This window comes from Vibrio sp. OPT24, from assembly GCF_015163545.1.
Taxonomy (GTDB): domain Bacteria; phylum Pseudomonadota; class Gammaproteobacteria; order Enterobacterales; family Vibrionaceae; genus Vibrio; species Vibrio cyclitrophicus.
This window is the reverse complement of record NZ_JADDYI010000006.1, coordinates 42635-57365: the sequence shown is the minus strand read 5'-3', so window position 1 is coordinate 57365 and position 14731 is coordinate 42635. Positions and strand designations below refer to the sequence as shown.

The following is a 14731-nucleotide window of genomic DNA, read 5'->3' as shown; positions in this document are numbered from 1 at the left end:
CCAGATATGAGCCTGAATAATCAACCATTAATCATAAAGTTAGGTGGCGCTGCGCTATCTTGTGGTGAAACACTTAGCAAGTTATTTGGTGCAATTTCTGCTTACCAACAACAGGCACAACGACCAATCGTGATTGTGCACGGTGGCGGCTACCTTGTTGATGACTTGATGAAGAATTTAAACCTAAAGACGGTGAAGAAAGAGGGGCTACGTGTTACCCCTTACGACCAAATCCCTGTGATCGCCGGTGCACTAGCGGGCACGGCTAACAAACTGCTTCAAGGTCAGGCGATTAAAGATGGCATCAACGCTGTTGGTTTGAGCCTAGCAGATGGCGGCTTATGTAAAGTGAGCGAACTGGATCCTGAACTGGGCGCGGTAGGCAAAGCGGAGCCGGGAGACTCAACTGTTCTACAAGCCATTCTTAATGCTGGCGCATTGCCAATCATTAGCTCGATTGGTTTGACTGAACAAGGCCAACTGATGAACGTCAATGCAGACCAAGCGGCGGTTGCCGTTGCTGGCGCACTCGATGCTGAATTGGTGCTACTTTCTGATGTCAGTGGTGTGTTGGATGGCAAAGGCCACCTCATTCCAAGCCTTAACCAAAAACAAGCCGATGACCTGATTACCGGTAAAGTGATTACCGATGGCATGATCGTCAAGGTACAAGCCGCACTAGAAGCTGCTAACGACTTAGGACGACCTATCGAAGTTGCTACTTGGCGATATCCAGAAAAACTAACACAACTTTTTTCAGGTAAAAGTATAGGAACACAGTTTTTACCTCAGTAGGCCTCACAACGAGTTACTACTTAAAGAATTTAGACAAAAAAATTTAGTACAAACATATAACTATTAAAGTCATTTCCAACGCTGACCGCCATGTGCAGTATGGAAACTAGGAGAAAGAAAATGAGCAAAGTTAACGTAAAGAAAGTTGTAGTAGCCTACTCTGGCGGTCTAGACACATCAGTAATCATTCCATGGTTGAAAGAGAACTATGACTGCGAAGTTATCGCATTTGTTGCTGATGTAGGCCAAGGTGATGAAGAGCTGATTGGCATCGAAGAAAAAGCAAAAGCGTCTGGAGCATCTGAATGTTACATCGCTGACCTTAAAGAAGAAATGGTCGCAGACTACATCTACCCAACGCTAAAAACAGGTGCTTACTACGAAGGTAAATACCTACTAGGCACTTCAATGGCGCGTCCAATCATCGCGAAGGCACAGGTTGAAGTAGCGCGTAAAGTTGGCGCTGACGCACTTTGTCACGGTTGTACAGGTAAAGGTAATGACCAAGTTCGTTTTGAAGGCGCATTCGCTGCACTGGCACCAGATCTACACGTAATTGCGCCATGGCGTGAGTGGGATCTAGTGAGCCGCGAAGAGTGTCTAGATTACCTAGCTGAGCGTAACATTCCTTGTACTGCTTCTCTTACTAAGATTTACTCACGTGATGCAAACGCATGGCACATCTCTACAGAAGGCGGTGTTCTGGAAAATACATGGAATGCACCTGATGAAGATTGCTGGGCTTGGACGGTAGATCCAGAGCAAGCACCAAACGAGTCTGAAACAGTAACGCTGAAAGTTGAAAAAGGCGAAGTGGTAGCGGTAGATGGCGAAGCAATGACGCCATACAACGCACTGGTTTACCTCAATGAGAAGGGTGCTAAGCACGGTGTTGGTCGTATAGATATCGTAGAGAACCGTCTTGTTGGTATGAAGTCTCGTGGTTGTTACGAAACTCCAGGTGGCACAATCATGATGGAAGCACTGCGTGCAGTAGAGCAACTGGTTCTTGATAAAGCGGCATTCGAATTCCGTGAAGAGCTAGGTGTTAAAGCTTCTCACCTTGTATACGATGGTCGTTGGTTCACTCCGCTATGTAAGTCAATTCTTGCGGCGACAGATGAACTAGCACAAGACGTAAATGGTGAAGTGGTTATTAAGCTTTACAAAGGCCATGCAACGGTGACTCAGAAACGTTCTGACAACAGTTTGTACTCAGAAGAATTTGCAACCTTTGGTGAAGATGAAGTTTACGACCAAAGCCATGCTGAAGGCTTCATCCGTCTTTACTCACTATCAAGCCGTATCCGTGCTTTGAATAGTCAAAAGTAATCCTAACTATGAGTTAGTGAGCTAGCCTCCGCGAAAGGTTGAAGGCCAGTAAACAGACATTATTATGCAAAGCCCATTCACTATTGATTAGTGAGTGGGCTTTTTGCTTTCTGTTTGTTTAATAAATCAGCTTCGGTTTTTACTATCGAATGGCATATAATTCACGCTCCACAATGAAATAATCAATGGATTGAACTTTTTGTGAATAAATATGTGAAAATAATGAATTAATACTTTATTTTCATTTTGAATTGCCGTAAGTTTAAACCATCAGAAAAATACTGAATCTTAATCAGAATTATCATTTGCAAAAACAGTGAGCACTGTGCAATTAGGAGATACACAATGGCATTATGGGGCGGTAGATTTACCCAAGCAGCAGACACCCGGTTTAAAGATTTTAACGATTCTCTTCGTTTTGATTACCGATTGGCTGAGCAAGACATTGTGGGCTCAATTGCCTGGTCAAAAGCTCTACAATCGGTCAACGTATTAACAGAAGAAGAGCAACAGAAGCTTGAGTTAGCGCTGAATGAGCTAAAACTTGAAGTGATGGAAGACCCTGAACAGATCTTACGTTCTGATGCAGAAGATATTCACAGCTGGGTTGAGCAACAACTTATCGGCAAAGTCGGTGATTTAGGTAAAAAGCTCCACACTGGCCGTTCTCGTAACGACCAAGTGGCGACAGACCTTAAGCTATGGTGTCGTCAACAAGGCAACCAACTGTTGCTAGCGCTTGATCGTCTGCAGAGCCAAATGGTGAATGTTGCTTCTCAGCATCAAGAAACCGTGCTTCCTGGCTACACTCACTTACAGCGTGCTCAGCCGGTAACTTTTGCTCACTGGTGCTTGGCTTACGTTGAAATGCTTGAGCGTGACTATTCACGTTTGAATGATGCGATTAAGCGTCTAGATACATGTCCGCTGGGTTCTGGTGCCCTTGCAGGAACTGCTTACCCGATGGACCGTGAAGAGTTAGCTCACAACTTAGGTTTCCGTCGTGCAACGCGCAACTCTCTAGATTCAGTTTCTGACCGTGACCATGTGATGGAGCTGATGTCGATCGCTTCTATTTCAATGCTTCACCTTTCACGTCTTGCAGAAGATATGATTTTCTACAACTCAGGTGAATCAAACTTCATCGAGTTAGCGGATACCGTGACGTCAGGTTCATCTCTGATGCCACAAAAGAAAAACCCTGATGCGCTAGAATTGATTCGTGGCAAAACTGGCCGTGTTTATGGCTCATTAGCCGCAATGATGATGACAGTGAAAGCTCTGCCTTTGGCGTACAACAAAGACATGCAAGAAGATAAAGAAGGTCTGTTCGACGCTTTAGATACTTGGAATGATTGTATGGAAATGGCGGCATTGTGTTTTGACGGTATTAAAGTGAACGGCGAGCGTACACTTGAAGCGGCAAAACAAGGCTACGCGAACTCAACTGAACTGGCTGATTATCTAGTAGCGAAAGGCATTCCTTTCCGTGAAGCTCACCACATTGTCGGTGTAACGGTAGTGGCGGCGATTGCAAAAGGCTGCGCATTAGAAGAATTAACCATCGCAGAGATGAAAGAGTTCTCTGAGGTGATAGAAGAGGATGTGTATGACATCCTAACCATTGAATCGTGTCTTGAAAAACGTAGTGCGCTAGGCGGTGTATCACCACAGCAGGTGGCTTACGCGGTTGACCAAGCAGAGAAACGTTTATCACAGCGTGACACTTCTATTGTGAAGGTTCGTCCTGCTCGTCTGACCGATATTGAAGCATTAGAAGGCATGGTGGCCTACTGGGCGAATATGGGTGAAAACCTACCTCGCTCTCGTAATGAACTGGTGCGTGATATTGGCTCGTTTGCGGTCGCAGAACATCATGGTGAAGTCACTGGTTGTGCATCACTCTATGTGTATGACTCTGGCTTAGCAGAAATTCGCTCACTTGGTGTGGAAGCTGGCTGGCAAGGTCAAGGGCAGGGTACGGCGATTGTGCAACACTTGGTTGATAAAGCACGACAAATGGCCATCAAGAAGGTGTTTGTACTGACGCGCACTCCTGAGTTCTTTATGAAGCATGACTTCTTACCAACTTCAAAATCTTTGTTGCCAGAGAAAGTACTGAAAGATTGTGACCAGTGCCCTCGTCAACATGCATGTGATGAAGTGGCCTTGGAAGTAAACTTGGTAGAGCAGATTATCGCAAAGGTTAATGTGGCATAACGCATTGATTTTGTAGCTCCCTAAAAAAAGATCAAAAATCTGATCTTTTTTGGGAACAAATTAAGAAAAGTCCGGTCTATTAAAGTACCACTGCTTTTTCTTAGAATTTTCTAAGAAAGCCCTAGAATCGATTGGTTCTGGGGCTTTTTTCTATCTGTTGTTTGAGAAGTGATGATAACTCGAGTTGAGATTAATTCTTTGTGTATTGAATCTAGCACTTAGCCGTTATCCTCTATCCAACCAATCTCGTTATTAATGCTTTTTGTTCCTTAAAGGCAGCACGACAAACTTCATGAACCAATGCAGCGACAACAAACCACTGAACGCGAAAGCGGCCATCATCAAAGCGATGGCATTGATGGTTTTTGGATCTTCTCTGAAAAATAGCCACCATACTCCCCAACTCAAAATCGACAACACCATCAGCTGATTCATGCAACGCTGGCAGCGACCGAGTTTGTTACGGATTTTTTCACTTTTATTGCAATGAATGCATGTCATCTTGGGTTTGATTCGCGTTATGCTTGTTGCCCTGATAATAACACGTCACAAGATATTGGATCACGGTGACACAGAGAGAGAAAGTCGATGATTGAGCGCCAAGACACCAAACAACGCATGAGCCGTATTGTGAAACACAACGGCACTATCTACCTATGTGGCCAAGTGTGTGCTGATGCAACCAAAGACATCACTGAGCAAACACAGACGATGCTAGATAAAGTAGAAGTGCTACTTGAGCAAGCAGGCAGCGACAAAGAGCACATGCTGTCAGCAACGATTTACTTGAAAGACATGAAAGATTTCCAAGAAATGAACGCAGTTTGGGATGCATGGGTACCAGAAGGTCACGCTCCAGCTCGCGCATGTGTGACTGGCGATATGGCTCGCGAAGCGCTACTTGTTGAAATCTCTGTGATTGCTGCTGAGAAGTAACTGCTAAGTATTTAGCGACAGGCTATGGCTTCAAGAGACTCCAGATACCTCGTCCCTCGGTTCTGGAATGACGTAGAGGATTTTGTTCCTACCATATTGTGAAAATTATCGTCATTTCCGATAGTGACGAAGGAGCGTAATAGGGAGTCTGTTATTTGCTCGTTGCAAAAAAAGGAAAGCCAATGGCTTTCCTTTTTAGTATCTAGTGTTTGCTAACTGCTAACGATAATCTGAGATTAACAGCCCGGTCCGCAATCTAGACAGTGTTTCACCGTCTCTGGACCTAGGTGCAGTTTCGCATTCAAGTCACGTAGTGCTGTCCGTACACCTTCTTCAATCACTGGGTGGTAGAAAGGCATGTCTAGCATTTCCGAAATCGTCATCTTATTCTGATGTGCCCAAGCTAATAGGTGCGCCAAGTGTTCCGCATTTGGTCCCATCATCTCAGCACCAAGGAAGCGACCAGTGCCTTGTTCGCCGTAAACGTGCAGGATACCTTTGTTGCGTAGCATCACTCGTGAACGACCTTGGCTCTCAAACGACACTTCACCTGTTGCGAAACAACCACATGTGCCCAATCGTGTTGTGATCTCTTTGTACGTTTCACCAACCATCGCGATTTGCGGGTCAGAGAATACCGCTGAAATTTTAGAGCGGCGTAAGCCTGCTCGAATTTCAGGAAAACGACCTGCGTTGTCGCCCGCAATACGAGCTTGGTCTGCTGCTTCATGTAGTAGAGGCAGTTGGTTGCTTGCATCACCTGCAATGAATACTGATGGTAGCGATGTTTGTAGCGTGTAGTGGTCTGCGATTGGAACACCACGCTCATCAAGTTCTAGAGAGGTATTTTCTAGTCCAAGCTTGTCTGTATTAGGACGACGACCTGTTGCTGCCAGTACGAACTCAACGATGTTGGTTTCTAGTTCACCTTGCTTATTGATGAACTGGATTTCGACGCGAACTTCGCCTGATTCAGTCATAATACGCTTCATGCTTTCGATTTTTACGTCAGCATCTAGGTAGAACTCTTCATTGAAAGCTTTGTCTGCGTAAGCCATGATCTCTGGGTCGGTTACTGGGCCTACTTGACCACCTAAACCGAACAGTTTTGTTTTTACACCCAAGCGGTGCAGTGACTGACCAAGCTCAAGCCCAATAACACCAGGTCCAAATACTGCGACTGATTCCGGTAAATCATCCCAGCTGAACACGTCGTCGTTAATGATCAGACGGTCACCAAGCTCATTCCAAACTGCAGGATATGCAGGGCGAGAACCGGTTGCTATAACAATACGTTTAGCGGTGACAACCGTGTGATCATCAATTTGTAGCGTGTTGTCATCTAAGAACTTTGCGTAACCAGAGATCTTGTCTTGCTCTGGGATTTCATCAACACCTTCTAAAACAAAACCAACAAAACGGTCACGCTCAAACTTCACTCGATCCATCACTTCACGGCCGTTAATCACGATATCACCTTGTGGGTGAACGCCAAAAGCCGGAGCTTTCTCTATTTGGTGTACGCTTTCTGCAGCTGCAATAAGCAGTTTCGATGGCATACAACCAACACGAGCACAGGTTGTACCGTAAGGGCCGCCTTCAATCATCACAACACTGTCAGTGTGTGCTTTTGCAGCGCGGTAAGAACCTAGACCTGCCGTACCGCCCCCGATAACTGCTACATCTACATTGACTTGTTTCATAATAATCTTCTCGCAATGGCTAAATTTAGTTTGAACAAACCCCTCCAACTCTGGTGATTTGTTGAGAGTCAGGATAGCGGTTCAGTTTTGTGATTCTGTTTTATTAGGTTTAGCTTGTGATTCAGCTTTTTGTTACTAACTGCTTCTTGTTACTAACTATAGGTTAGTTAAAAGTTCGCGAGTCAGAAGCTTTATCTTTTCCAAAGCTCATATAAGAGTGATTTGGAATAGCTAACCCACAAGAGGTTGGGTTAGCTGGTATTACTTAGGTTATTTAATTGCTAGGCGTTTATTAGCGACTAAGTGATTAACCTAGGAAAGCTTCTAGTTCTTCGCTGCCACCGATGTGTTTGCCACCGATGAATACTTGAGGAACGGTAGTGCGACCAGAGATTGCACGTAGGCTTACTGTTGTTGCGTCTTTACCTAACACCACTTCTTCGTAGTTTAGACCTTTGTCGATTAGGTTTTGTTTCGCTTTCATACAGAAAGGACAGCCTGGCTTAGTGAATACTGTGATCGACTCTTGCTCTTTGTGCTCAGGAGCAATGTAGTTAAGCATAGTATCTGCATCAGAAACCTTGAACGGGTCGCCTGGTACATCTTCTTCGATGAACATTTTTTCTACCACGCCGTTTTTAACCAGCATGCTGTAGCGCCATGAACGTTTGCCGAAGCCGATGTCGTTTTTCTCAACCAGCATACCCATGCCGTCTGTGAAGTCACCGTTGCCATCTGGGATGAATGTGATTTTTTCAGCTTCTTGGTCTGCTTTCCATGCGTTCATTACGAACGTATCGTTTACTGAAACACAAAGGATGTCATCAACGCCGTTTTCTTTGAACACTGAGTGTAGTTCGTTGTAACGAGGTAAGTGGCTTGAAGAACATGTTGGTGTAAACGCACCTGGCAGGCTGAATACGATAACTGTCTTATCTTTGAATAGTTCTTCCGTCGTTACGTTAACCCATGCATCACCTTGGCGAGTTGGGAATGTTACTTGAGGGATTGATTGACCTTCTTTAGATGCAAACATATTGATTTCCTTAAATAGTATTTTAATTTTGTTCTATCAGAGCTTAACGTTTTTCTTTGCTCTGTTTCGTTTCGTTGAGCCCATTATTAGATAAAACCTTTGATAGTTCTAATCGTTTGATGTTATGGTTTTGATAGGTAAATTCTATCAAAAGTATTTTATTCCAAAATATTTATATTCAGACCTTTGTTCTTTTTAAAACTTGAGGTAAGAGACAGATCATGAACATTCGTGACTTTGAATACTTAGTGGCTCTTGCAGAGCATAAGCACTTTAGAAAAGCGGCAGAAGCGTGCTTTGTCAGTCAGCCCACCTTGAGCGGACAGATACGTAAACTAGAAGATGAAATTGGACTTCAGTTAACCGAGCGTAGCCCAAGGAAGGTAATATTTACAGAATCGGGTTTACAACTTGTCGAGCAGGCAAAGCGCATTCTTAATGAAGTGAAAACTTTTAAAGATATGGCGAGCGGGCATGGTGAAGCGATGACGGGGCCAATGCATATTGGTTTTATTCCGACCGTTGGCCCATACATCTTGCCGAAAATTATTCCTCATCTGAAAGAGTGCTTTCCAGATCTTGAGCTTTACTTGCATGAAGCACAGACAAATCAATTAGTGAGTCAGCTAGAAGATGGCAAATTGGATTGTTTAGTACTGGCTGCGGTTGATGAAACGGCTTCTTTTAAAGAAATTGATGTTTACGATGAGCCATTGAGTGTTGCCGTGCCATGCGACCATGAATGGGCGAATCAAGACAGTGTGGACATGTTGCAGCTTAACGGGAGAACGGTACTGGCTTTGGGCGATGGGCATTGTTTACGAGACCAAGCGTTAGGGTTTTGTTTTGCCGCAGGTGCAAAAGATGATGAACGCTTTAAAGCGACCAGTTTAGAGACGCTTCGTAACATGGTCGCCGCAGGGGCAGGCATTACCTTGTTACCTCAACTTTCCGTTCCAAAGGAAAAAAAGAAAGACGGTGTGTGTTACGTACCGGCTGTTAATCCAACACCTTCACGTCGTATTGTGGTCGCATATCGACCGGGCTCTCCATTGAAGGGACGTTTTGAGCAACTGGCGGACACTATCCGAGTTCAATTAGAGAAAGCAGTTTAGCGGTTTGTATTAAATAATAGATATAAAAAAGGGTTGATATGAATTCATATCAACCCTTTTTGTTGGTTCATGTTGCTAGGTTCAACAAACCCTAGTTAGAACAGCTCTTCTACGGCTTCACCTGATGATGTTGAGTAGATGTCATTGAAACGTTCAGTGATGTATTCGGTTGGCTCTGTGCCTTTCTCGAAGTACTCGAACATTGATGAACTATCGAACTTGTTTGTCAGTAAGCCAGTTTCGCGGTCGATACGAACACGGATGATGTTTTCCGGAAGTTCTTTACGTTGTGCTGGCACGCCAGCTAACGCTGTACCCATGAAATCTACCCATGCAGGCTCTGCTGTTTTAGCACCAGCTTCTGCACCTGTAATCTGGTTCTTGCCAAGGTTTGAGTTCGCTTTGGTTCTACCTAGGTTGCGGTTGTGGTTATCAAAACCCACCCATACCGTTGCAACCATGCCTGGGCCGTAGCCGCTGTACCAAGTATCTTTTGAATCGTTAGTGGTGCCAGTTTTACCGCCAATGTCACGACGCTTCAATGGCTGAGCACGCCAGCCTGTACCGTTCCAACCAGTACCAGCACTCCAATCTCCGCCACCCCAGATGTTGCTGTACATCATTTCACGAACAAGGAAAGCGTTCTGCTCAGAGATAACTTGAGGCGCGTATTGTACTTTCGCGTCAACATCTTGCTCTGCAAACTCATCGGCCATTGGGTCTGTAGCGACGTTCTGCTCGCAATTATCCTTACACACCACTTTTGGTGTCGCTTCAAATTCAATTTCACCAAATGGCGTTTCAATACGACTGATGTAGAAAGGCTCTACGTAGTAGCCGCCATTCGCAAATACTGAGTAACCTTGCGCTACTTTCATTGGTGTTAAGCTGCCAGCACCTAGAGCAATAGTTTCTGAGCGAGGTACTTCATCAATATCAAAACCAAAACGAGTTAGGTAATTACGAGTGTCATCCAACCCCACTTCACGTAGTACACGGACAGCCATTACGTTTTTAGATTGAGCTAAGCCAATACGTAAACGCGTAGGACCCACGTATGTCGGTGGTGAGTTCTTTGGTCGCCATGCCGTACCTTGGCTCTTATCCCATTGGTTGATAGGCGCATCGTTGATCAGTGATGCCAGCGTTAAGCCTTTATCAATCGCCGCCGAGTAAATAAATGGTTTGATACCAGAACCGACTTGACGAATAGATTGCGTCGCGCGGTTGAATTTGTTGTGAACAAAGTTAAAACCACCGACCATCGACAATACCGCGCCGTTATTTGGATTCATTGCAACAAAAGCGGTATTCGCATTGGGTACTTGGCTTAGTCGCCATACAACAGGTTTTGCAGGTTCAGTTATCGCTGATTCTTCTTTAGGCTCTTCAGATACTTCGTCGCCTGTAATTGCTTCATGGCGAACCCAAATTTGTTCACCAACAGCCAGAATCTCTTTTGCTTGAGAAGGCGCAGGTCCTTGGCGGTTGTCGGTTAGGAATTTACGCGCCCAATTCATACCCTGCCATTCGATAGAGCCTTCACCTTGGTTCTTAACCCAGATTTGTGCGCTTTTTGCATCGACGGCCGTAACCACTGCTGGGACTAGGTCGCCATAGGTTGGTTGAGATTTAAGGTGCTTAACGATTTGTTCATGCTCCCAAGCCGATTGCTCAGTTTGCCACAACACTTTTTCAGCACCGCGGTAACCGTGACGCTCATCATAACCAAGTAGGTTTTTAATCGCAGCTTGGTTTGCGGCTTTCTGCAGCTTTGAATCAACAGTCGTATAAACCTTCATACCTGATGTGTAAGCGGCTTCACCGTATCGCTCAACCATCCAAGCACGTGCGACTTCAGCAACATACGGTGCACTGAGTTCAATTTCGGCACCGTGGTACTTAGAGATAAGTTCTTCACTGCGAGCGTCATCGTACTCTTCTTGAGTGATGTACTGTTCGTCTAACATACGACGCAATACAACGTTACGACGATGAGTTGCGCGCTCTACCGAGTAAATAGGATTCATGGTTGACGGTGCTTTTGGCATACCAGCAAGCGTAGCGAGCTCACTGAGTGTTAGTTCTGGAAGGTCTTTACCGAAGTAAACACGAGCTGCGGCGCCGAAACCATATGAACGATGACCAAGGAAAATCTTGTTCACGTACAGTTCCATGATCTCTTCTTTACTTAGCAGCTGTTCAATGTGGATCGCAATAAAGATCTCTTTGATTTTACGCATGATCTTCTTCTCATTAGATAAGAAGAAATTACGTGCAAGTTGCTGAGTAATGGTACTCGCCCCTTGTTTTGCTGAACCCGACATCGCAACCACGATCGCTGCACGAGTAATACCGATTGGGTCAATACCTGGGTGCTCGTAAAAACGACTGTCTTCGGTGGCAATCAGAGCCTCAATTAAGTGGCGAGGGATCTCGTCATAAGTGACTGGGTTACGACGTTTTTCACCAAATTGAGAGATCAATTTACCGTCTTGACTGAAGACTTGCATTGGCGTTTGGAGTTCTACGTCACGCAAAGTGGCAACATCAGGCAACTCTGGTTTTACGTAATAATAAAACCCGAAAATTGTACTGACTCCAAGAATCATGCAAACCAATGTAAATATGAATAATCGCTTTATGAACTTCACCGGATAATCCCTGATTAGTTAAGGCTGATAAGCAGCAAACCCTTGTACTCTAGGTTAAAAACTTAGCTTTCGTTTATTAACGCTTATTTAACTAATAATCACAACCCCTAGATAATCAACGAAATGCTTGGCACTTCAGGAGCTAGGTCACATGGGTTCATCATTAATTACAGGTATAGATATAAATCACCACAGCATCAAAGCCGTGGTACTAAAACCCGTTGGGGAGTCGTATGCCCTGGTGGGATACAAAGAGCTGCCGATTTCGGACGACATTTTTACAGCTAACCATACTTTGGAGTATCAGAAAACTGTTAAGAAACTCAAAGAACTTAGGAAAGGGCTGCCTTTTGGAAGCCGCAACGTCGCTATTTCGGTACCGGATAACACGGTGATCAGCAAAGTACTGCAAATAGAGAGCGAATTAGAAGATAGAGAAAAGGAGTTCTCGATCTATCAAACCTTTGCTCATCAATCTCCCTTTCCTATCGAGGAGCTGAGTTTAGATTTTGTAAAGCTAGAAGACAAACGATTTGGTAAAGGAGCAACAAGCAGCTATCAAGTGTATGCGACTCGTAAAGAGGTGGTTGATAGCCGAGCTGACGCGCTAACGAAAGCAGGGTTTAAGCCCATCGTTGTCGACACTCAGGCCCATGGTTTACTCAACATTTGGCAATTGGCTTCGCATTTGTATCCAGAAAAAAAGAATTGGCTGTTGGTGGATGTTGGCGTTGATCAAACTTCATTAGGCATTATTCCCCAAGGTTCAGCGCCATTTTATAAAGATATTGCCTTTGGCATTCAAGATCTTTGCAGTACGGGTAACTCGATGGATATGGAGGGTGGGTTTAGTAACGTTGAGGAGAAGCATAAGTTTATTGTCAATTTGATTGAAAAACTCAAGCGTCAGTTACAGCTCTATTCATCGGTCAATGCGCTTCAACCTATCTCAGGAATTTGGCTAATGGGCGAAGGAGCAAGTATGCCGATGGTCGTTGAAGAGTTAGAGCGACATTTTCAGTTAAGTTGTGAGTCTTTGAACCCCCTATCTTTGTTTGAGAATAAGGTCGCGAAAAAACGTCGATTACCCATGGATTGGCAACATTTTGGTATTGCAGCAGGCATGGCGATGAGTGGACTCAAGTGGCAGGGAGAAAAGCATGTTGCATCAAATTAACCTGTTGTCGTGGCGTGATGAGATTCGCGCTCAGCATAAAAAGCGTTTCATTCATCTGGTCATTCTTGGCGTCATCATTGCGCTTGCCGGGCAATGGGCGGTGGGACACTATTTTCATGACCAACAAGCCAAGCAGCAAGCGCGCCTCAGTTATCTCGATAAGTACATCGCAATGCTCGACCGACAAATCCAGTCATTAAAAGTCGCAGAGCAAGAGCACAAAGCCATCCTTACACGACTTGCTGTCGTGGAGTCTTTACAGTTCGGGCGCAATAAAACCACCGACTTTATGAACCTGATGCCGGAGCTGATTCCTGAGGGCGTGTATGTCGACAAGATAAAGATGAATGGTCAGGAGATTGAAATGTCGGGCATCAGCGACAGCACCGCTCGTCTAGCCACCATGTTGGACAACCTAGAACGTTCTGACTCTCTTAAAGAAGTTGAGATGCACTCTATTGTTCATAACCGTAAGCGCTTCAATAAAGAGTTTCAGAGCTTCAAGGTCTCTTTTGTGTTTAGCCCTGTTTCTTTAGAAAACACAACCGCAGAGGGCACAACTGCGAACATAAAAGAGAAGGGGGCGAATCATGGCTAACCTTCAAAATAGGATTAGTTGGCAAAATAGGATGAGCTTGCAAGATCTTGATGTTGATGAAATCACCGAATGGCCGTTACTGCCTCAATTACTGGTGATTCTGTTGTTGATGGTGCTTATCCAAGGATTAGGGACTTGGCTCTATATTCTGCCTTTGGACGATGAGCTACAGAAAATGAAACAACAAGAGCAAACCTTAAAAGCGACCTTGAGAATAAAGGCCAATAAGGTTGCAGCCTTGCCTAAGTTGCAGAGTCAGTTAGATGAATTAACTAGCCGTTACGACTACTTGTTAGAGCAACTACCGGTTCAAAAGGAGCTGGCCAGCATGTTGGCCTCAGTGAATGAACTTGGCTTGGATAACAAGCTGACGTTTACACGGATTGATTGGGGGCAGAAGCAAAACAAAGCGTTTCTGTATCGGTTACCTCTCAATATCGAGTTGACGGGTGACTACCATGAGATTGGTGATTTCTCGGCGGCCATCGCTAAGCTGCCACGAATTATTAGCTTTGATGATGTGAACTGGCAGCGAGTCAGTCAAGAAAGTAGCACGCTGCACTTTAGGGTTCGCGCTTATACCTACCAGTTTAAGTCGGAGGTGAATGATGAAACCCAGTAACACGCTTTATTCGATCTTGTTATTACTTTTATTGTCGGGCTGCAAAGCAAATGAGGATTCGTTAGAAGACTTTGTTGTGCAAGTTGAGGTCAAGGCGAGGAAAGAGGTGGAACAGCTTGTTCCTGCCTCTGAGTTTGCTGCTGCCACTTATCAACGCCGAGCTTTTCGTCCTCCTTTTGAACTTCCTCAGGAAGCTATTGTGCAGAATCAACCTCTGGTTAAAAAAAACTGTTGGCAGCCCAGTACTCGTGCTCGTAATGGAAAATTAGAAAAGTACCCGCTAAATCAGTTGCGTTTAAAAGGTGTAATGGGAAGTGACTCAAGTGTATTTGGCCTTGTGCAGACGCCTATAGGTAACGTTGTGAATGTTAAGAAAGGTCAGTTCATCGGCTTAAACAATGGTCGAGTTACCAAGGTAACAAGCCAGTACGTTCTGATTAATGAAACTCTTCCAGATGGCTTAGGTTGTTGGCACAAGCGCAACGTTAGGCTGGCTCTGAAGTAAACCAATGTCACATGATGTGGATATGAGATGTAACTATG

The 14731-nt window shown here is 44.7% G+C and carries 13 protein-coding genes; 9 read left to right on the top strand and 4 right to left on the bottom strand.

From position 1 onward, the window contains the following. The first annotated feature begins 6 nt into the window (after positions 1–6). From argB to argH, 3 genes are all read left to right on the top strand, one after another. On the top strand, positions 7–795 hold the full coding sequence (gene argB, locus IQO02_RS02655) for an acetylglutamate kinase (protein WP_010435314.1): 789 nt from the start codon (positions 7–9) through the stop codon (positions 793–795). Positions 796–915: 120 nt separating this feature from the next. After that, complete coding sequence (locus IQO02_RS02650) at positions 916–2127, top strand: argininosuccinate synthase (RefSeq protein WP_010435312.1); 1212 nt, start codon at positions 916–918, stop codon at positions 2125–2127. Between the two features lie 345 nt (positions 2128–2472). After that, on the top strand, positions 2473–4347 hold the full coding sequence (gene argH / locus IQO02_RS02645) for an argininosuccinate lyase (protein WP_010435308.1): 1875 nt from the start codon (positions 2473–2475) through the stop codon (positions 4345–4347). 252 nt (positions 4348–4599) lie between these two features. Here the strand turns inward: argH and IQO02_RS02640 are convergent, their stop codons facing one another. Beyond that, entirely contained in the window at positions 4600–4848 is a 249-nt protein-coding gene (locus IQO02_RS02640; protein WP_080572706.1) for a DUF3624 domain-containing protein, read from the bottom strand. Positions 4849–4935: 87 nt separating this feature from the next. On the opposite strand from IQO02_RS02640, the gene IQO02_RS02635 reads away from it, so the two are divergent. Beyond that, positions 4936–5283, top strand: a complete 348-nt coding sequence (locus tag IQO02_RS02635) for a RidA family protein (protein WP_010435305.1) — start codon at positions 4936–4938, stop codon at positions 5281–5283. A 236-nt stretch (positions 5284–5519) separates the two neighbouring features. On the opposite strand, the gene IQO02_RS02630 is transcribed toward IQO02_RS02635, so the two are convergent. Further along, positions 5520–6986: a dihydrolipoyl dehydrogenase gene (locus tag IQO02_RS02630; protein WP_010435302.1), complete on the bottom strand. Its 1467-nt coding sequence runs from the start codon at positions 6984–6986 to the stop codon at positions 5520–5522. A 307-nt stretch (positions 6987–7293) separates the two neighbouring features. Continuing rightward, complete coding sequence (locus tag IQO02_RS02625) at positions 7294–8022, bottom strand: glutathione peroxidase (RefSeq protein ID WP_010435300.1); 729 nt, start codon at positions 8020–8022, stop codon at positions 7294–7296. A gap of 221 nt (positions 8023–8243) precedes the next feature. Here IQO02_RS02625 and oxyR point away from each other — a divergent pair, with 221 nt between their 5' ends. Next, positions 8244–9137 carry a DNA-binding transcriptional regulator OxyR gene (oxyR, locus tag IQO02_RS02620; RefSeq protein ID WP_010435297.1) on the top strand — a complete coding sequence of 298 codons (894 nt, stop codon included), beginning with the start codon at positions 8244–8246 and terminating at the stop codon, positions 9135–9137. 95 nt (positions 9138–9232) lie between these two features. On the opposite strand, the gene IQO02_RS02615 is transcribed toward oxyR, so the two are convergent. After that, positions 9233–11791 (bottom strand): penicillin-binding protein 1A, encoded by a 2559-nt coding sequence (locus tag IQO02_RS02615; RefSeq protein WP_010435294.1) that lies wholly within the window; start codon positions 11789–11791, stop codon positions 9233–9235. Positions 11792–11942: 151 nt separating this feature from the next. Here IQO02_RS02615 and pilM point away from each other — a divergent pair, with 151 nt between their 5' ends. From pilM to IQO02_RS02595, 4 genes are read left to right on the top strand one after another with little or no spacing between them, the layout of a single operon-like run. Next, positions 11943–12968, top strand: coding sequence for a type IV pilus assembly protein PilM (gene pilM, locus IQO02_RS02610; RefSeq protein ID WP_016767986.1), 1026 nt, complete (start codon positions 11943–11945; stop codon positions 12966–12968). Beyond that, on the top strand, positions 12952–13566 hold the full coding sequence (locus IQO02_RS02605) for a PilN domain-containing protein (protein ID WP_102282641.1): 615 nt from the start codon (positions 12952–12954) through the stop codon (positions 13564–13566). Before pilM ends, IQO02_RS02605 begins: the two co-directional genes overlap by 17 nt. Continuing rightward, positions 13559–14188: a type 4a pilus biogenesis protein PilO gene (locus tag IQO02_RS02600; RefSeq protein WP_010435284.1), complete on the top strand. Its 630-nt coding sequence runs from the start codon at positions 13559–13561 to the stop codon at positions 14186–14188. Before IQO02_RS02605 ends, IQO02_RS02600 begins: the two co-directional genes overlap by 8 nt. Then, entirely contained in the window at positions 14175–14693 is a 519-nt protein-coding gene (locus tag IQO02_RS02595) for a pilus assembly protein PilP (protein ID WP_016767989.1), read from the top strand. Before IQO02_RS02600 ends, IQO02_RS02595 begins: the two co-directional genes overlap by 14 nt. The last annotated feature ends 38 nt before the right edge of the window (positions 14694–14731 follow it).

Coding starts and splice junctions, on each gene's coding strand:
- IQO02_RS02630 (WP_010435302.1), bottom strand. CDS start 6,986: ATGAAACAAGTCAATGTAGATGTAGCAGTTATCGGGGGCGGTACGGCA.
- argH (WP_010435308.1), top strand. CDS start 2,473: ATGGCATTATGGGGCGGTAGATTTACCCAAGCAGCAGACACCCGGTTT.
- IQO02_RS02605 (WP_102282641.1), top strand. CDS start 12,952: ATGTTGCATCAAATTAACCTGTTGTCGTGGCGTGATGAGATTCGCGCT.
- IQO02_RS02595 (WP_016767989.1), top strand. CDS start 14,175: ATGAAACCCAGTAACACGCTTTATTCGATCTTGTTATTACTTTTATTG.
- pilM (WP_016767986.1), top strand. CDS start 11,943: ATGGGTTCATCATTAATTACAGGTATAGATATAAATCACCACAGCATC.
- oxyR (WP_010435297.1), top strand. CDS start 8,244: ATGAACATTCGTGACTTTGAATACTTAGTGGCTCTTGCAGAGCATAAG.
- argB (WP_010435314.1), top strand. CDS start 7: ATGAGCCTGAATAATCAACCATTAATCATAAAGTTAGGTGGCGCTGCG.
- IQO02_RS02625 (WP_010435300.1), bottom strand. CDS start 8,022: ATGTTTGCATCTAAAGAAGGTCAATCAATCCCTCAAGTAACATTCCCA.
- IQO02_RS02640 (WP_080572706.1), bottom strand. CDS start 4,848: ATGACATGCATTCATTGCAATAAAAGTGAAAAAATCCGTAACAAACTC.
- IQO02_RS02635 (WP_010435305.1), top strand. CDS start 4,936: ATGATTGAGCGCCAAGACACCAAACAACGCATGAGCCGTATTGTGAAA.
- IQO02_RS02650 (WP_010435312.1), top strand. CDS start 916: ATGAGCAAAGTTAACGTAAAGAAAGTTGTAGTAGCCTACTCTGGCGGT.
- IQO02_RS02600 (WP_010435284.1), top strand. CDS start 13,559: ATGGCTAACCTTCAAAATAGGATTAGTTGGCAAAATAGGATGAGCTTG.